At 65.4% G+C, this 16,777-nt stretch carries 21 protein-coding genes; 2 read left to right on the top strand and 19 right to left on the bottom strand.

Going from position 1 to position 16,777, the window contains the following annotated elements:
• Window positions 1–66: 66 nt before the first annotated feature.
• The 19 genes from pyrE to HMPREF9062_RS13480 all read right to left on the bottom strand — a co-directional run bounded on the left by pyrE (window position 67) and on the right by HMPREF9062_RS13480 (window position 14,903).
• Entirely contained in the window at window positions 67–636 is a 570-nt protein-coding gene (pyrE, locus tag HMPREF9062_RS03405; protein WP_009748634.1) for an orotate phosphoribosyltransferase, read from the bottom strand.
• 155 nt (window positions 637–791) lie between these two features.
• Window positions 792–1,532, bottom strand: a complete 741-nt coding sequence (locus tag HMPREF9062_RS03400; RefSeq protein ID WP_009748633.1) for a TlpA family protein disulfide reductase — start codon at window positions 1,530–1,532, stop codon at window positions 792–794.
• Entirely contained in the window at window positions 1,525–2,448 is a 924-nt protein-coding gene (ccsB, locus tag HMPREF9062_RS03395; protein ID WP_009748632.1) for a c-type cytochrome biogenesis protein CcsB, read from the bottom strand. The genes HMPREF9062_RS03400 and ccsB overlap by 8 nt, the downstream gene beginning before the upstream one ends.
• Window positions 2,441–3,958, bottom strand: a complete 1,518-nt coding sequence (locus tag HMPREF9062_RS03390) for a cytochrome c biogenesis protein ResB (protein ID WP_009748631.1) — start codon at window positions 3,956–3,958, stop codon at window positions 2,441–2,443. The genes ccsB and HMPREF9062_RS03390 overlap by 8 nt, the downstream gene beginning before the upstream one ends.
• A gap of 10 nt (window positions 3,959–3,968) precedes the next feature.
• A complete protein-coding gene (locus HMPREF9062_RS03385; RefSeq protein WP_009748630.1) occupies window positions 3,969–4,664 on the bottom strand; it encodes a cytochrome c biogenesis CcdA family protein in 696 nt (231 codons plus the stop codon).
• Window positions 4,665–4,666: 2 nt separating this feature from the next.
• Window positions 4,667–4,825 carry a hypothetical protein gene (locus HMPREF9062_RS13485; protein WP_009748629.1) on the bottom strand — a complete coding sequence of 53 codons (159 nt, stop codon included), beginning with the start codon at window positions 4,823–4,825 and terminating at the stop codon, window positions 4,667–4,669.
• 63 nt (window positions 4,826–4,888) lie between these two features.
• Window positions 4,889–5,671: a tetratricopeptide repeat protein gene (locus HMPREF9062_RS03380; protein ID WP_009748628.1), complete on the bottom strand. Its 783-nt coding sequence runs from the start codon at window positions 5,669–5,671 to the stop codon at window positions 4,889–4,891.
• 80 nt (window positions 5,672–5,751) lie between these two features.
• A complete protein-coding gene (locus tag HMPREF9062_RS03375; protein ID WP_009748627.1) occupies window positions 5,752–7,242 on the bottom strand; it encodes an ammonia-forming cytochrome c nitrite reductase subunit c552 in 1,491 nt (496 codons plus the stop codon).
• A 6-nt stretch (window positions 7,243–7,248) separates the two neighbouring features.
• Entirely contained in the window at window positions 7,249–7,746 is a 498-nt protein-coding gene (gene nrfH, locus HMPREF9062_RS03370; RefSeq protein WP_034253675.1) for a cytochrome c nitrite reductase small subunit, read from the bottom strand.
• Between the two features lie 259 nt (window positions 7,747–8,005).
• Complete coding sequence (gene tpx, locus HMPREF9062_RS03365) at window positions 8,006–8,503, bottom strand: thiol peroxidase (protein WP_009748625.1); 498 nt, start codon at window positions 8,501–8,503, stop codon at window positions 8,006–8,008.
• A 262-nt stretch (window positions 8,504–8,765) separates the two neighbouring features.
• Window positions 8,766–9,272, bottom strand: a complete 507-nt coding sequence (locus HMPREF9062_RS03360; RefSeq protein ID WP_301280156.1) for a DUF6301 family protein — start codon at window positions 9,270–9,272, stop codon at window positions 8,766–8,768.
• 148 nt (window positions 9,273–9,420) lie between these two features.
• A complete protein-coding gene (locus HMPREF9062_RS03355) occupies window positions 9,421–9,924 on the bottom strand; it encodes a DUF6301 family protein (protein WP_301280155.1) in 504 nt (167 codons plus the stop codon).
• A 181-nt stretch (window positions 9,925–10,105) separates the two neighbouring features.
• A complete protein-coding gene (locus HMPREF9062_RS03350) occupies window positions 10,106–10,585 on the bottom strand; it encodes a DUF6301 family protein (RefSeq protein WP_301280154.1) in 480 nt (159 codons plus the stop codon).
• 126 nt (window positions 10,586–10,711) lie between these two features.
• A complete protein-coding gene (locus HMPREF9062_RS03345) occupies window positions 10,712–11,215 on the bottom strand; it encodes a DUF6301 family protein (protein ID WP_301280153.1) in 504 nt (167 codons plus the stop codon).
• Between the two features lie 125 nt (window positions 11,216–11,340).
• On the bottom strand, window positions 11,341–11,853 hold the full coding sequence (locus HMPREF9062_RS03340; RefSeq protein WP_301280152.1) for a DUF6301 family protein: 513 nt from the start codon (window positions 11,851–11,853) through the stop codon (window positions 11,341–11,343).
• Window positions 11,854–12,034: 181 nt separating this feature from the next.
• Window positions 12,035–12,523: a DUF6301 family protein gene (locus HMPREF9062_RS03335; RefSeq protein ID WP_301280151.1), complete on the bottom strand. Its 489-nt coding sequence runs from the start codon at window positions 12,521–12,523 to the stop codon at window positions 12,035–12,037.
• Window positions 12,524–12,695: 172 nt separating this feature from the next.
• Window positions 12,696–13,175, bottom strand: a complete 480-nt coding sequence (locus HMPREF9062_RS03330; RefSeq protein ID WP_301280150.1) for a DUF6301 family protein — start codon at window positions 13,173–13,175, stop codon at window positions 12,696–12,698.
• Window positions 13,176–13,329: 154 nt separating this feature from the next.
• Window positions 13,330–13,923 (bottom strand): DUF6301 family protein, encoded by a 594-nt coding sequence (locus HMPREF9062_RS03325; RefSeq protein ID WP_009748617.1) that lies wholly within the window; start codon window positions 13,921–13,923, stop codon window positions 13,330–13,332.
• 32 nt (window positions 13,924–13,955) lie between these two features.
• Complete coding sequence (locus HMPREF9062_RS13480) at window positions 13,956–14,903, bottom strand: hypothetical protein (protein ID WP_253270647.1); 948 nt, start codon at window positions 14,901–14,903, stop codon at window positions 13,956–13,958.
• A gap of 315 nt (window positions 14,904–15,218) precedes the next feature.
• Here HMPREF9062_RS13480 and HMPREF9062_RS13475 point away from each other — a divergent pair, with 315 nt between their 5' ends.
• Both HMPREF9062_RS13475 and HMPREF9062_RS13470 read left to right on the top strand, forming a co-directional pair.
• On the top strand, window positions 15,219–16,052 hold the full coding sequence (locus tag HMPREF9062_RS13475) for a hypothetical protein (protein ID WP_253270646.1): 834 nt from the start codon (window positions 15,219–15,221) through the stop codon (window positions 16,050–16,052).
• Window positions 16,053–16,121: 69 nt separating this feature from the next.
• Window positions 16,122–16,694, top strand: a complete 573-nt coding sequence (locus HMPREF9062_RS13470) for a hypothetical protein (RefSeq protein WP_253270645.1) — start codon at window positions 16,122–16,124, stop codon at window positions 16,692–16,694.
• Window positions 16,695–16,777 lie beyond the last annotated feature (83 nt).

Here is a 16,777-nt window from a genome sequence, read left to right as displayed (position 1 = left end):
TCGATATCCTCACGCTCGTCAGGACCCGGCTGAAGCTGCAGTGCCGCAGACTGCGCGCCCGGCCTCTCAGCCGAGTCCGAGGTCGGCCGGGCCCAACGCGGCGTAGTAGGGCAGCCCCTTCGACTCGATGCGTTCGCGCGCACCGGTGTCGCGATCGACGACAACGGCCACGGCCAGCACGTTCGCCCCATCCTCCCGCAGCGCCTCGACCGCCTCCAGGGGGGAGCCGCCGGTCGTGGAGGTGTCCTCCAGGACGACCACTCTGCGGCCCGAGACCTCCGGCCCCTCGATGCGACGCCTCATGCCGTGGTCCTTGGCGGCCTTGCGCACAACGAAGGCATCGAGGTCCAGGCCGCGCGAGGCGGCGGCGTGAAGCATGGCCGTGGCGACCGGGTCGGCCCCCATGGTCAGGCCGCCGACGGCGTCGACGTCGTCCACGCTCAGACCGACCTCCTCAAGCATGTCGAGCATGACGTGGCCGATGAGGGGGGCGGCATCGTGGTGCAGGGTCGCCCGGCGCATATCGACGTAGAAGTCGGACTCGGCACCGGAGGCAAGGACGACCCGGCCGCGCACAACGGCGAGATCGGTGACGAGCCGGGCGAGACGGGCGCGCTGGGAGTCGTTGGTACTCACGGGCTCAGGCTAGGCGACTCGGCCGTCGGGATCATATCGGTCCCCGTATCGGTATGGTGCGCGTTGGAACGGCAGTCGCAGGCACTCACCAGCCCGGCGGCCCGATCACCACGGCCACGACCACGAGGATCCCGCGACATGACGCGGGATCAGGATCAGGAGGTCCTCAGCGCCTCGATCGACCGGGTCATCTGCTCGGGGCTGAGCAGTCCGACGTGCACCTCACGGACGACGCCGTCGCCGTCGATGAAGAAGTGCGAGGGCACGCCCATGACCCCGTACGCGGCGGAGATCTCCTGGCTCTGATCGGCCACCTCGGCGAGGCCACTACCACTGCTGCCACCATGATCACCGCCGCGATTGCCGACGCGATCGGAGTAGGAGCGCACCGCGGACGCGCTCTCCCCCACGTAGACCACGACGACTTGGACGTCGTCGCCGTAAGCGGTGACGGCGTCCCGCACATCGGGCATCTCGGTGCGGCATCCCGTGCACCAGGTGGCGGCGAATATCAGCCACACCGGCCTGCCCCGCAGCTCCGTCAACGACACCTGCCGGGAGTCGATGTCGGTACCGGCGAAGGCCGGGGCGGTGTCTCCCTGCGTCGGGGCCCTCTGCGCGCCCTCGACATCCACCTGGGTGACGACGGCCGTCTTGGCCTGCGGGTCCTCAGAATCGCTCGGCTTGACCGCCCACCAGGCCGCGATGGCGATGGCGAAGGAGGCCGTCAGGAGGACGGCGACCTGGCCGAACCCGGAGCGGCGGATTCTGGCTCGCCAGTCCGCCTTCACCGTGGACGCCGGCTCCTCCCCCGCGGGCGCCGGCTCTCCGGACCCGGGAAGCTCGAGCGAATCCTCCACCAGCTCCTCGCCCGGCTCCTCGTCGTGATCAGGCATAGGAGTGCAGGCCTCCGAAGAACAGGTTACCCAGGTAGGTGAAGATGACCGCGACGAAACCGAGGATGAGCAACCACGCCGACCTGGAGCCCCGCCAACTGCGGGTCACCCGCGCGTGCAGGTAGGCGCCGTAGATCAGCCAGGTGACCAGGGCCGCGGTCTCCTTCGGGTCCCAGCCCCAGTAGCGGCCCCATGCGACGTTGGCCCAGAGCGCGCCCAGAATGAGCATGAGTGTCAGCATCGGGAACGTGACGACCGTGGCCTTGTAGCCGAGATCGTCGAGCACCTCCGGCCTGGGCCAGCCCTTCCACTTCACATATGGCGAGAGCAGGTACATGACCGCGGCAGCGAAGGAGACCACTGCCGCTCCGTAGCCGATGGAGGCGGTGAGCACGTGCAGGGTGAGCAGTGGGGAGTTCTGCAGAGCCGGCATGAGCGGGCTGGGCTGGTAGGACAGTGTGGAGGCGTAGATGAGCATCGCCAGAATCACCGGCAGCACGATGATCGACACGGTGCGCACGCGGTAACGCCACTCGAAGTACACCTGCGCGAGGATCATGCCCCAGGCGAAGGAGATGGCGAACTCGTAGTGGTTCGAGAAGGGGGCATGACCGGTGGCGATCATTCGGATGATCAGCGATCCGGTCAGCAGCACCAGGCTCAGCTGCGTGGACTTGGCGGCCCACCAGGTGACGGTGAACCGCTTGACGGGGGCGTGACGGATGCCCCCGGTGACCGCCACGGTACGGTCGCCGTCGCCGGCGTTGATGACCACCGTGCCGGCCGATTCGGTGGCGGCCGTCGCCACCGGCGCCCGGGACATCCGGACGGCGAAGAAGGCTCCCAGATAAGCGATGGTGGATACGACGACGAGCGTCGTGGTGATGAGCAGGATGGCTTGGGAGTACTCAATCATCGGCGCGGGTCCTCTCATTGGCTCGGGTCATGTCGCTGCTGACGCGCACGGTCATGTCCGTGAAGAATCTGGTGAACCCGAAGTCCTGCCGGTCCGGTGAGGCCATCTGGACGAGGGCCTCGTCGTCGTCGGTCTCGGTGACCCGTACCCACATCCGCTGGTGCCGGAAGAACATCGTCATGCAAGTGCCGACTATGAGCAGGACGAACCCGAACCATACGATTCCGATCCCGGGATCCTTCTTGACGATCATCCCGGTGAACTGCTGCTCTCGCTCGAAATCGAAGGTGTAGGCTCCCACGGTCGCAGGGACTCCTGTGTCGAGCACGGCCTCGCCGACCGGGGTGTTGGTCTCGCCCTCGTACACCTCGATCTTCATCTGGCCGGGCTCGATGCCGGTACCGGACTGGCCGGAGGCCGCCCCGATGACGAAGACGGTGTTGCCGTCGGGCAGAGTGGTGCGGCCGTAGGTGAGCTTCTTGTCCCGGGTGGTCCGGTCCAGGGCGACACCGTCGTGGAAGACCTCGGCGCCGGAGTCGTCGGTGATCGTCAGGACGGCGGCCACACCGAAGTAGGCCTGGTGGAACACGACGCCGTCGTAGCTCAACGGGGAGTTGATGCGCACCTCCCGGTCGGCCACCTCCTCGTCGCCGTCGTAGATCGCTAGATCGGCGACGTAGTCCTTGGGGGATCCGTCCTCGTAGTAGGTGTCCTGGAAACTCCTCGCCTCGGCCACAAGGGTGGTGCCGTGGCCGACGTCCTTGGGATATCCGATGGTCAGCGTGAACTCCTGGTCGTTGAAGCCGGTGACCGACGAGACGACGAAGCCGGCCATGATGATGACGAAGGCGGTGTGGGCGAATACGGTGCCGAAAGGTCCCCAGCGGTTGCGGTCGATATAGGCGTTGCGCCCCGGCCCCCCGTCGTCGACAATGAACCGCATGCGGTGCTTGCGGGCATCGGCGCGAATGACCTGAAACGCCTTCTCGGCCCTGACCGGGGCGGTGAAGCGGGAGCGTAGCCGGGCCCGGTCGAAGAAGCGGGCGGTCACCCTGGTGCGCGGGTAGCGGGCGGCGTTCCAGATGACCGGCAGCCGGTGCACGGTGCACGCGATGATCGACAGGGCCAGCAGCGCCATAACGGCGAGGAACGGGATCGAGGAGAACATCGCGAAGATGCCGACTGCGTGCAGGACGTCGGTCCAGCCGCCGAAGGTCTGCCGGGCCGACTCCACCCATCGGGCGGCGGCCTCCGGGTCGCCCCTGACGGAGGAGGGCATCTGCGGGAAGAGCACGCCGAGCAGGGAAAGCGTCCCGGCCAGCAGGAGGAGGACCAGACCAACGGCCTTCTTGTAGAAGAAGGCGTAAATCTGCATGAGAACCTGGCCCGGGGACAGGGCGGTCTGGTCGTCAAGGCCGTCCATCGGGCCGGAGCTGTCCGTCCGGTCCGGCTCGGGGGACCGCTCCGGTTCGGGGGACCGCTCGGGCTCGGGGGTGGTGTCGTCGCTCATCCGTGTCTCCTCAGAGCCCGAACTGCGGGATCAGTCCGGCCAGTTTCGCGAACAGGTTGGTGATCATGAGAAAGCCGACGACTACCAGCAGGCCCCCGCTGAGCAGCGAGACGCCCGCGTGGTGGCGTCGGAACCAGTCGAAGCGCCTGGTGACCCCCGCCGACCCGAGGGCGACCGCGACGATGGGGACGCCGAGCCCCAGGCAGTACGCGCCCATGAGGGAGATGCCCGACCAGGCGGTAGCGCTCATCGTCGCCAGGGCCAGGATGCCGCTGAGGATCGGCCCGATGCACGGGGTCCAGCCCGCGCCGAAGATGACGCCCATGAGGCCTGCGCGCAGCGCCGATGCGTCTCTGCCTCCGGATGGCAGGGCGCCCCTGACCGGAGTGTCGAGCAGGCCGATGCTCAGGACTCCCGCCAGGTGCAGCCCCATGAGCACCAGGACGGCGCCGCCGACGATTCGGGCGTGCACCGCGTAAGGGCCGAGCGACCGCCCGATGAGTCCTATCGAGGCCCATACGGCGATGAAAACGGCGGAGAACCCCGCCACGAAGCACAGTGCATTGATCAGGGCCGCGCGCCCGCTCACCCGTCGGACGCCCGTCCCCACAAGCTGGCCGACGAAGGCCGGGACAATGGGGAGGAAGCAAGGCGAGGCGAAGGAGACGAGTCCCGCGAGCAGAGCCACCGGAAGCGTGATCTCCACGGCTAGCCCTCGGCTGCCGTCGTCGGGGCCGCCGCTGAGGCCGAGCCCATCGAGCCCTGGTGGGCGCGGACGGACGCGGCCATGTCCGAGTCGGGGGCGATTGTGAGCACCTTGTCCCAGCACTCCGTCGCCCGCTCGGCGTCCGGCGGGGTGCGTGCCATGTAGAGGAGCCCCAGGTTGTACCAGGGCTCGGCGACGTCGGGGGCCAGCTCGGTCGCGTGGAGTCAGTGGTTCTCCGCGGCCTCGTACTGATTCGACTGGTACTCCGCGACGCCGATGGTCAGAAGCGCGTCCAGGTTGTCGGGATCGACGTCGAGGATCTGCTGCAGGTAGGTGACCGCGTCCTGGTACAAGGCCGCCTTGAGGTACATCTCGCCCAGCTGCTGACGGGCCGAGACGTTCGCGGAGTCCGCCTCGGCCTCGGTCTTCAGCCTGGTCTCCTCCTCGGTGTCGACCGGTTCGGCCTCGTCCATCTGGGCGATGGCGGAGGGGTCCGCGCTGGAGGTGACCGCCGGATGGTCGGAGGGCATCGTCATCTCGGAGGCGGACTCACCGCCCCTCGTCTGCCCCATCTGCCGGACGATGATGACGGCGGCGGCGGCGAGGAGAACGACCAGCACCAGGTTCACGCGGGAGACGCCGGTCCTCCGTTGCAGCTTCGACGGAGTGCGGGGGTGGTCTCCGCCGGCTCTACCAACCGTCCGAGCGGTTCTCGAATCGGGTTCCGGTCCCTCATCGTCCGCAAGCAGGTCCTCGACGTCCGCCGCCCCGCCGGACTCATCATCGTCGCCGGCGCTAGTACCGGCACCGTCATCCGGGGACTCATCGCCATCCTGGCGCGCCCGCTCATCGGAGAACTCGGGCTCAGCGGCCGATTCACCCGGGCCGTCGTCACCAGTGGACAGCTCGGCCAGCTGCTCGTCGGCCCAGGGCTTCAGGTGCTCCGGAGCGGTGGCGAGGAAGGCCGCGAGCTCCTCCCGATGCGCCCCGTCGTCCTCAGATTTCATCGTCCGCGTCCTTGCATCATTCCTCTTCGCCGCTCCTCTCTGCGCGACTGCGCTCGCTCACGGCCCCTTCCGAGGCCCCGTCACTTGCTCCCACTCGGCATGTGCTGCTCCGGCACCGCCGGACCGACGTCGTTGCTCACCTCGACGCCGCGCAGCGCCAGCTGGCCCGAGCGCGCCCAGTCGGTCGCCTGGTTGAGGATGGAGATCGAGTAGGCGGGAGCGTGGAAGCCGCGTCCGTTCTCGGAGAACGAGTAGTCGACGACGAACTGGGCTTTGCGCTGGTAGTCGCGCGCCGCCGTCAGCTGCTCCTCGGTGGCCGTGCCGTCATCGGCAGCCGCGGTGATGTCGGTGATGAGCGCGTCCAGGGCGGTGAAGCTCACGTCCAGTGAACTCTGCCAGCGGTTCTGGATGCCTTCGACTCGTTCTCGCATCTCGTCGGCGGTCGAGTGGTGGCAGGTGAGGCAGGACGAGTTGATCGTGTCGTCGTTGGCCATCGGACTCATGATCTGATGGTTCGAGACCTTGGCCGCCCCCTCGCGGTTGTACGACATGTGACAGTCGGCGCAGGTGACGCCGTTGGCCGCGTGAATGCCCTGCGACCAGGTCTCGAAGTCGGGGTGCTGCGCCTTGAGTACGGGGGCGCCGGATTCCTCGTGGGTGAAGTCGGTCCAGCCGACCTCGTCGTAGTAGTTCATCTCGTCGTAGACGGTCAGGCCGTTCTTCCAGGGGAACGTGAGGGTTTTGCCCTCACCGGCGAAGTAGTACTCGACGTGGCACTGGGCGCACACATAGGTGCGCATCTCCTGGTTGGTGGCATCCCGGTTGACGTCGTAGTCGGCGATGCCCTCGGCGGCCTTGGCCTGTCTGATGCCCTCCATGAATGCCGGGCGGGTGATCTTCAGCTCCATGGTCTGCGGGTCGTGGCAGTCGATACAGGCGATGGATGAGGAGGCGTGCTCGTAGGCGTCGTCGTAGCTCATCGCGTTCAAGGCGTCGAACCCGGCCTGGCGGTCGCCGTCGCCCAGCTCGTCGTAGACCTGGGGCATCGACGCGTGGCAGTTCAGGCAGGTGCCGGGCTGCTTGAAGCGCGCAGCGGTGCGCTCGGTGTACCGCTGGTCCTGCAGCGCCCACTCGTGGCCGCGAGGCTCGTCGTAGTCCACGGCGAAAGCGTATCCGCGCCACATCTTCTGAGCCCGGGTCTCGGAGTCGATACGGGAGATCGTGTGGTACTCGCGCGGGTCATCGGCGGTGGGATCGACTTTGACGAAGTCTCCGTCGGTGTCCTCGGCGGTCTTCTTGTACTGCTCGTACTCGATGGGGAAGTTCTCTCCCCACACGGCCGGGTCGTAGGTCGTGTCGGTCAGCTGGACCGTCTGAGCGAAGGGGGACTTCGCCTCCTGCTTGTGCTCGAAGATGGTGATCAGCAGCCAGGTGAGGGCGGCCGATGCCATGGCGACGACGATCAGGACGGCGATTGGTACCCACCTCCTGCGCGGCCCGGTCCGGGCGGTGGGCTCTTCGGGGCCCTCCGCCTCCGTCTCGCCGGTCGTCTCTGTTGCCTCGGTGCTCATGCTGCATCACCTCTTGTGCCCGACGCCGTCGTGGCAGCGGATGCACGACACCGTCTCGCCCTTGCGAGTCGAACTGTTGGTGGCCTGATCGACGAAGTCGCTATGGCAGTAGAGGCAGGCCGCCTCGGTGATCTCACGATTGTGCTCGCGGATCTGGATATTCTCCGGATAGTTCTGAAAGGTGAACTTCAGCGAGTGCCAGAAGCCGTTGTCCGCCTTGTTGATGTACTTGTAGACGATATTGTCGTGCGGCGTGTGACAGGAGTTGCAGGTGGCCACATCATGGTGGCTGCCCCTCTGCCAGGCCTCGTACTCTTCCTGCATGGCGTGGCAGTTCGCGCAGGTGGCCGGATTATCGCCGAAGTAGCTGGTGACGCCCGAGTACTGGAGGGTGAAGACGCCTACCCCCAGGAGGACGCCCATCAGCCCCGCGAGGGCGATCCTCGACCATCCGACGAAGGCACGCGTGAAGCCGCGCCACAACGACGTGATGAGGCGTACCACGCGGCCTCTCCTCGCACTCCGTGACGACCGTGTCTCGATCTCGCCGCGCATCGCCATCGAGGGTGACGCCCGCCGAGCATGACAAGGATAACACAGCGTGTCGTAAAAGTCGGGTGGAGGGCGTCTCGCGGGTTCGGCGCGGACGACCCCGCCCGCGCCGGGCCTCGCACGTGGACGCTGGGGTCGATCGGGTGAGCGGGGCGCCCCCGCCTACCCTGAGCTCCGAGGAGACGACCGGCGATTCAAGCCAGGGGCGGCCTCAGGCCAGGGCCGCGACGGCCGCCTCGTAGTCGGGCTCCTCGCCGACCTCGGGCACCTGCTGGGTGTAGAGGACCGTGGCGTCGCCGTCGAGTACGACGACCGCCCGCGAGAGCAGTCCGGCGAGCGGGCTGTCGGTCAGGGTCACTCCGTAGTCCTCGCCGAAGGTGGAGCGGAAGGCGGAGGCGGTGACGACGTCGTCGAGACCCTCAGCTCCGCAGAAGCGGGCCTGTGCGAAGGGCAGGTCCTTCGAGACGCAGACGACGGTCGTGTTCGTCAGGCCGGAGGCGCGCTTGTTGAACTCGCGCACGCTCGTGGCGCACACACCGGTGTCGACCGACGGGAAGATGTTGAGCACGACGCGTCTACCGGCCAGGGACGCCGAGGTGAGGGAGCCGAGGTCAGCGCCGACGAGTTCGAAGGCGGGGGCCTTGGAGCCGACGGTGGGCAGTTCGCCAATGGTGTGAGCGGGAGAGCCGTGGAACGTCACAGAAGTCATGGGCTCATGGTCCCACGGGCTTGGACCGGGGAGCCAGAGCGGGTATTGCGCCGAGACCGAACAGCAGCGGACAGGACGCGCCTCGGGGTACCGTCCTGGCGTCAGAGGCGGTCGGTGGTGTCCTGCCCGGTGGTGGTGTTGTACCAGCATCGGCGAGAGATCTGCTCGGTAAGCCTGTCACGTCAAGACCGTCTCACTCTCACTCACTCAGTCGCAGGCCTCGAAAGGATCTTGTAGCGGGCGGATCCGTCGCGCTCGCCGGTCAGCGGCCAGAGTCGGCACCGTCCGGCGGGTAGGGCACGTCGTTCTCGTCGGCGATCTCATCGAAGTACTGGGCCTCACCCCTAGCCGCCTCATTGCCCGCCGGGGAATCGACGTCGACGGATACGACGCGGCCGATGGTACCAATGTTCACCAATGTGTCGCTGGGCAGAGTCCATTTCACCGACAGGACACCACGACTACGTGAACGAGCGCCCTGGCCGTAGATGGCGGTGAGCGCCTCAACATAGGCATCAAACGCCCTCTCCGCAGTAGGAACAGCCTCCGCCCTGACCGGCTTGGGAATACGGGACGTCAAAGACATGTTGAAGCTGCCGACCGTCTGCCCCCTCTTGATGGTGGTAAAGGAGGCGTCCTTCTCCTCCAGATCATGGTCGGTCGTGAACATCCGCTCATTAGTGGGTGAGGAGGTCCAGCCGAGCCTGTCACGCAAAGCCAGGGCCTGAGCCGGACTCATAGGCCACGGATACTCGGCCCAGACACGGATCGCCCGCACACCAGCCTCAACCGGCACTACCCGGTACACGGACCCATCCGACAAAACCGTCTCGGCCGGGAAAACAGCACCAGTAGTCACAGGGTGTCCTCCTCATCAGAATGCTGCTGCCCGTGAGAGACCGTAGCACAGCTGATGGTCAGCTGTCCGGGTTATCGATATCGATGTAGGGCACGTCGTTCTCGTCGGCGATCTCAGCGAAGTACTGGGCCTCACCCCTAGCCGCCTCATTGCTCGCCGGGGAATCGACATCAGCACCAATGACCCAGCCGACGGTGCCGATTCTCACCGATGCGTCGCTGGGCAGAGTCCACGTCACTGAGGCATGCTGCTTGCGCTTTCCGCGCGTGCCCTGACCGTAGACGGCGGTGAGCGCCTCAACATAGGCATCGAAAGCCCTCTCCGTAATAGGGACGGCCTCATCCATCACATCCTTGGGAATACGGGACGTCAAAGACAAGTCAAAGCTGGCGACCGTCTGCTCTCTCTTGATGATGGTAAAGGAGGCGTCTTTCTCCTCCAGATCATGGTCGGTCGTGAACATCCACTCCTTGGTGGGTGAGGAGGTCCAGCCGAGCCGGTCACGCAGAGCCAGGGCCTGAGCCGGACTCATAGGCCACGGATGCTCGGCCCAGGCACGGATCGCCCTCACACCAACGCCGACCGGCACCACACGGAACACGGACCCGTCCGACAGGACCGTCTCGGTCGGGAAGACCGCATCAGCTGTACTAGCAGTCACGAGACATCCTCCTCATCAGAATGCTGCTGCCCGTGAGAGACCGTAGCACAGCTGGTGGTCAGATGTCCGGGTTGTCGATGGGTCAGCGGGCGGGGTCGTTCTCGTCGGCGATCTCATCGAAGTACTGAGCTTCACCCCTAGCAGCCTCATTGCCCGCCGGGGAATCGACGTCGGCGGATACGACGCGGCCGATGGTACCAATGTTCACCAATGTGTCGCTGGGCAAAGTCCACTTCACCGACAGGACACCACGATTGCGTGAGCGCTTGCCCTGACCGTAGACAGCGGTGAACGCCTCAACATAGGCATCAAACGCCCTCTCCGCAATAGGAACAGCCTCCGCCCTGACCGGCTTGGGAATACGGGACGTCAAAGACAGATGGAGGCTGGCGACCGTCTGTCCCCTCTTGATGGTGGCGAAGGAGGCATCCTTCTCACCGATACCATGATCGGTCGTGAACATCCATTCCTTGGTGGGCGAGGAGGTCCAGCCGAGCCGGTCACGCAAAGCCAGAGCCTGAGCCGGACTCATAGGCCACGGATACTCGGCCCAGGCACGGATCGCCCTCACACCAGCACCGACCGGCACTACCCGGTACACGGACCCATCCGACAAAACCGTCCGGCACGGGAAAACAGTACCAGCTGTATCGTCAGTCACGGAGTAGCTCCTTTCTGATGGTGGTGGTCAGGTGTCCGGGTTATCGATATCGATGTAGGGCACATCGTTCTCATCGGCGATCTCAGCGAAGTACTGAGCCTCACCCCTAGCCGCCTCATTGCCCGCCGGAGAATCGACATCAGCACCAATGACCCAGCCGACGGTGCCGATTCTTACCGATGCATCACTGGGCAGAGTCCACGTCACTGAGGCATGCTGCTTGCGCTTGCCACGCTTGCCCTGACCGTAGACAGCGGTGAGCGCCTCAACATAGGCATCAAACGCCCTCTTCGTAATAGGGACGGCCTCATCCATCACATCCTTGGGAATACGGGACGTCAAAGACATGTTGAAGCTGGCGACCGTCTGCTCTCTCTTGATGGTGGTAAAGGAGGCGTCTTTCTCCTCCAGATCATGGTCGGTCGTGAACATCCACTCCTTGGTGGGTGAGGAGGTCCAGCCGAGCCTGTCACGCAGAGCCAGGGCCTGAGCCGGACTCATAGGCCACGGATGCTCGGCCCAGGCACGGATCGCCCTCACACCAACGCCGACCGGCACCACCCGGAACACGGACCCGTCCGACAGGACCGTCTCGGTCGGGAAGACCGCATCAGCTGTACTAGCGGTCACAGGATGCCCTCCTGCATTGGTGGTGGTCAGGTGTCCGGGTTGTCGATATCGATGTAGGGCACATCGTTCTCATCGGCGATCTCAGCGAAGTACTGAGCCTCACCCCTAGCGATCTCATTGAGCTCCGGGGAGTTGACACCGACATCAATGACCCAGCCGACGGTGCCGATTCTTACCGATGCATCGCTGGGCAGAACCCATGTCATCGAAGCGTGCTGTTTGCGCTTTCCGCGCGTGCCCCGACCGTAGACAGCGGTGAGCGCCTCAACATAGGCATCAAAAGCCCGTCCCGTAATAGGGACGGCCTCGTCCATCACATCCTTGGGCACACGGGACGTCAAAGACAGGTGGAAGCTGGAGACGGTTCTGGTGTCCCCGCCAGCCTCGACGGTAGTGAAGGAGGCGTCTTTCTCCTCCAGATCATGGTCGGTCGTGAACATCCACTCCTTGGTGGGTGAGGAGGTCCAGCCGAGCCTGTCACGCAGAGCCAGGGCCTGAGCCGGACTCATAGGCCACGGATGCTCGGCCCAGGCACGGATCGCTCTCACACCAGCCTCAACCGGCACCACCCGGAACACGGACCCGTCCGACAGGACCGTCTCAGTCGGGAAAACAGCATCGACTGTATCAGCGGGCACAGGGCGTCCTCCTCGTCAGAATGCTGCTGCCCGTGAGAGACCGTAGCACAGCTGGTGGTCAGGTGTCCGGGTTGTCGATGGGTCAGCGGGCGGGGTCGTTTTCGTCTGCGATCTCATCGAAGTACTGGGCCTCACCCCTAGCAGCCTCATTGAGTGCTGGGGAGTTGACGTCAACACCAATAACCCAGCCGACGGTACCGATTCTTACCGATGCATCGCTGGGCAGGGTCCACTTCATTGAGGCATGCTGCTTGCGCTTTCCGCGCGTGCCCCGACCGTAGACAGCGGTGAGCGCCTCAACATAGGCATCAAAAGCCCGTCCCGTAATAGGGACGGCCTCGTCCATCACATCCTTGGGCACACGGGACGTCAAAGACAGGTGGAAGCTGGAGACGGTTCTGGTGTCCCCGCCAGCCTCAATGGTGTTGAAAGAGGCGTCCTTCTCCTCCAGATCGTGGTCGGTCGTGAACATCCGCTCATTGGTGGGTGAGGAGGTCCAGCCGAGCCGGTCACGCAAAGCCAGAGCCTGAGCCGGACTCATAGGCCACGGATGCTCAACCCAGGCACGGATCGCTCTCACACCGGTACCGACCGGCACTACCCGGTACACGGACCCATCCGACAGGACCGTCCGGCACGGGAAAACAGCACCAGTAGTCACGGGGTGTCCTCCTCATCAAAATGCTGCTGCCCGTGAGAGACCGTAACACAGCTGATGGTCAGCTGTCCGAATTGTCGATAGGTCAGCGGGCGGGGTCGTTCTCGTCAGCGATCTCAGCGAAGTACTGAGCCTCACCCCTAGCAGCCTCATTACCCGCCGGCGAGGTGACGTCGATACTGATGAGCCAGCCGACGGTACCAATGTCCACCGATGCGTCGCTGGGCAGAGCCCAGGTCACCGTGGTGTGCTGCTTGCGTTTGCTACGCGTGCCTTGACCGTAGATGGCGGTGAGCGCCTCAACATAGGCATCAAACGCCTTCCCCGCAATAGGAACAGCCTCCGCCCTGACCGGCTTGGGAATACGGGACGTCAAAGACATGTTGAAGCTGCCGACCGTCTGCCCCCTCTTGATGGTGGCGAAGAAGGCATCCTTCTCACCGATACCATGATCGGTCGTGAACATCTCCTCATCGGTGGGTGAGGAGGTCCAGCCGAGCCGGTCACGCAAAGCCAGAGCCTGAGCCGGACTCATAGGCCACGGATGCTCGGCCCAGGCACGGATCGCCCTCACACCAGCACCGACCGGCACCACACGGTACACGGACCCATCCGACAAAACCGTCCGGTGCTGAAAAGCATCGGCTGCATCGTCAGTCACGAAGTTCCCTCCTCGTCAGAATGCTGCTGCCCGTGAGAGACCGTAACACAGCTGATGGTCAACTGTCTGGGTTATCGATGTCGATGTAGGGCACGTCGTTCTCGTCGGCGATCTCAGCGAAGTACTGGGCCTCACCCCTAGCCGCCTCATTGCTCGCCGGGGAATCGATGTCGACGGATACGACGCGGCCGACGGTACCGATGTCCACCGATGTGTCGCTGGGCAGAGCCCAGGTCACCGACAGGACACCACGACTACGCGAACGATCGCCCTGACCGTAGACGGCGGTGAGCGCCTCAACATAGGCTTCAAACGCCCTCTCCGCAATAGGAACAGCCTCCGCCCTGACCGGCTTGGGGATGCGGGACGTCAAAGACAGGTGGAAGTCGGCGACCGTCTGCTCTCTCTTGATGGTGGTAAAGGAGGCATCCTTCTCACCGATACCATGGTCGGTCGTGAACATCCACTCCTTAGTGGGTGAGGAGGTCCAGCCGAGCCGGTCACGCAAAGCCAGAGCCTGAGCCGGACTCATAGGCCACGGATACTCGGCCCAAGCACGGATCGCCCGCACACCAGCCTCAACCGGCACCACCCGGTACACGGACCCATCCGACAAAACCGTCTCGGTCGGGAAGTCGTTGTTGTCAGTCATCAAGGACTCCTCTCATCATGTCACCGGCCAGTCTAACCCTGACCGCCGTCATCATCACCAGCGGCCCGCCGACCACTCGCACCATCATCCGCCTCACCATCACCATCGGACGCAATGTCACATGACCCTGCGAGGCCCTCGGGTATGTTCGAATGGGGTGGTGCGGAAGCGCCGTCGAGAGCGTCGATCCTGGCCTGGAGCGCATCACGAACCTCCGAACCACCACTGTTCGTGGTCAAATCGAAGGGGAAATCACGCACGAGAGGCGGCCCATCCGGAGTACGGGTGAAAATCGCCTTGAAGTTCAACCGGGTGTCACCCCGCTTAATACTCTCCCATAGGTCAGGATGATCATGGAAATACTGAGCGAAACGCGGATCAGTCAACAGGTGATTACGAGAATAGGCCGGATCCCCCTGACGCGCAGGCCCCTCGAACTCGGTTCTCACCGGCCTCCGGTCGAGCTTCGCACCACCACCCTTGAACTCGGAAATATCGAACTCCGACCCATCGATCTTGACAGCCGCACCATCCGACCAGCCCCCCTGCGGCGTCTCCCCCGGCCTCGTGCGGAACTCCGGACCAGCAACCTCATAATCCGGATGCTCATCCAAATACTGTTCCCCACCGACCTCACCAATACGCGCCGTCGTCTGATTCACATCACGCCGCGCATCAGTCGCATCCCTAGCCGCGTTCCGGAGCTCTTTGACCTCGTCCGGGTCGTAACCAGAAAGGCGGAGGTCCTTCAGAGTTGTTTTCCTGTTGGTGGCGTTGAAGTCGCTCCTGGAGTGGTCTTCGGGCATATGCGCATCGAGCCTGCTCAGTGCCTCATCACGTGCCTCCATGTAGCGGGAGCGGTCTTCGAACAGCTCGGGAACGGTCTTGTCATGGTCGGGCGACCCGCCATCACCGGAGCCCGACTGGTCATGATCGGAATGGTCATGGTCCCCACTGTCTCGGTGATCGTGGTCGTGCACCGAGTCATCGTCAGGCCCGTGCCTGTCGGCATCAGTGGCAGCATTGGAATCACGAGCAGCACCAGTATCAGGCGTGTCGTTCTTCTTAGGCGCATCCGAAGTCCCGGACTCATCGGGCCCCGCGCCCTTGGGACGGGTGTCCTGCGGCTGACTGCCCTCGGGGCGGCCGTTGTCGCCGGCCCGTCGAGACGAGTGACCGCTACCAGGGCCATCCGGGCCCTGGTAGGACCGGGCCCCCGCACCATGAGCCCCACCGGTATGCGTATGCGGGGTCGCGCCACCCAACCCGTGGGCATGCGTTCCACCACTGAGAGCATGAGCAGCACCAGCCCCCGCAACACCCAGCCCGGCCGTACCAGCCACAGCAGCACCAGCCTCATGAGCCGACGCCGAACCCCCACCATGAGACCCACCGGCCTCATCAGCAGACGAACCGCCCGCACGCCCACCGGCATGACCGGCTCCATCGGCGGCAGCATCGGCATGCGAAGCCCCAGAACCACCACCATGACCGCCACCGGCATCCGCATGCGAGGCCTCAGAACCACCGACATGACCGCTACCAGCATCCGCATGCACCGGCGCCGGCGAGGCGCCCGCATGACCCGCAACAGGCGAACCAGACCCCGAACCACCACCATGACCAGACCCACCGCTGGCGGCATCGGCATGCGAAGCCCCAGAACCACCACCAGTGTGACTGCTACCGGCATCCGCATGGACCGGCGCCGGCGAGGCGCCCGCATGCGAGGCAGACGCCCCCGCCGCCGAGTGCGAGGCAGCAGCCCCATCGCCAGCACGACCGGACCCACCCTCGCCAGCATGACCGGACCCGCTGGCGTCGGTGCGACCGGCGCCGGAGTCGGCATGACCGGTTCCACCGCTGGCGTCGGCGTGCGAGGCTTCAGAACCACCGGCATGACTGCTACCGGCATCCGCATGCGATGCAGACGCCCCCGCTGCCGGGTGCGAGGCAGCAGGCCCATCGCCGGCATGGCCGGCTTCACTGGCGCCCTCGCCAGCATGACCGGTCCCGTTGGTGTCGGTGTGACCGGCGCCGGAGTCGCCGTGGCCGGTTCCACCGCTGCCGGCGTCCGCGTGCGAGGCCTCGGAACCACCGGCATGACTGCTACCGGCATCCGCATGTGAGGCAGCAGACCCATCGCCGGCACGACCGGACCCACCGGCGCCGCTGGTGTGGCCGGCGCCGGTGTCGGCATGGCCGGTTCCGCTGCTGGCATCGGTGTGCGGGGTTTCGGAACCGCCGCCCGTGTGGCCGCTGCTCCCGCTGGTGTCGGTGTGGCCGGTCCCGCCGGCGCTGGTGTGGCCGGCGCTGCTGGTGTGGGTGCTGGTGGGGGTGTCGGTGGTTGTTGCGGTGGCGTGGGCGGTCTGGGGGGCTTGGGCGTGGGTATGGCCGGTAACGGGATCGAGACCGTGATAAGTAGTCACGCCCGTGCTAGCACTGGCCGTCGCGGTGTGGGCCGGTGCTCCCGCCATTGCTGGAACGGGGCCCGTGAGCGGATCCAGACCATGATAAGTCCCCGAACCCGACCGGGCCGTCGCGTTCTCGCCACCACCGCTACTGGTGGACGAGCCCGGCTCGGCTTCCCGGCTTTGGGCGCCGATCCCACGATCACGGCCAGCGCCCGAGCCCGCCCCAGCCGACTCACCACCGTGACCGCCGCTGGCCGACTCACCACCGGGCCCGGCGCTGGCGTCCGCATGACCGCTGCTGGTATGCCCACCAGCGCCGTGCCCGGCGCTGGCGTCCGCATGACCCGTCCGGGCTGATTCACCGCCGGTCGATTCACCGCCGTGCCCGGTGCTGGTGTCCGCATGACTGGTGCTGGTGTGCCCGCCGGTGTCGTGACTGG

The organism is Actinomyces sp. oral taxon 448 str. F0400 (assembly GCF_000220835.1).
Classification (GTDB): Bacteria; Actinomycetota; Actinomycetes; order Actinomycetales; family Actinomycetaceae; genus Actinomyces.
This window is presented reverse-complemented; position numbering and strand designations above follow the sequence as displayed.

Excerpts from the sequence above, each read along its gene's own strand:
- tpx (WP_009748625.1), bottom strand. The coding sequence starts at position 8,503 with ATGACTTCTGTGACGTTCCACGGCTCTCCCGCTCACACCATTGGCGAA.
- HMPREF9062_RS03380 (WP_009748628.1), bottom strand. The coding sequence starts at position 5,671 with ATGAAATCTGAGGACGACGGGGCGCATCGGGAGGAGCTCGCGGCCTTC.
- HMPREF9062_RS03390 (WP_009748631.1), bottom strand. The coding sequence starts at position 3,958 with ATGAGCGACGACACCACCCCCGAGCCCGAGCGGTCCCCCGAACCGGAG.
- HMPREF9062_RS13485 (WP_009748629.1), bottom strand. The coding sequence starts at position 4,825 with ATGGCACGCACCCCGCCGGACGCCGAGCGGGCGACGGAGTGCTGGGAC.
- HMPREF9062_RS03400 (WP_009748633.1), bottom strand. The coding sequence starts at position 1,532 with ATGCCTGATCACGACGAGGAGCCGGGCGAGGAGCTGGTGGAGGATTCG.
- HMPREF9062_RS13470 (WP_253270645.1), top strand. The coding sequence starts at position 16,122 with ATGGCCGGTTCCGCTGCTGGCATCGGTGTGCGGGGTTTCGGAACCGCC.
- HMPREF9062_RS03325 (WP_009748617.1), bottom strand. The coding sequence starts at position 13,923 with ATGACTGACAACAACGACTTCCCGACCGAGACGGTTTTGTCGGATGGG.
- HMPREF9062_RS03375 (WP_009748627.1), bottom strand. The coding sequence starts at position 7,242 with ATGAGCACCGAGGCAACAGAGACGACCGGCGAGACGGAGGCGGAGGGC.
- HMPREF9062_RS13475 (WP_253270646.1), top strand. The coding sequence starts at position 15,219 with ATGAGCAGCACCAGCCCCCGCAACACCCAGCCCGGCCGTACCAGCCAC.
- ccsB (WP_009748632.1), bottom strand. The coding sequence starts at position 2,448 with ATGATTGAGTACTCCCAAGCCATCCTGCTCATCACCACGACGCTCGTC.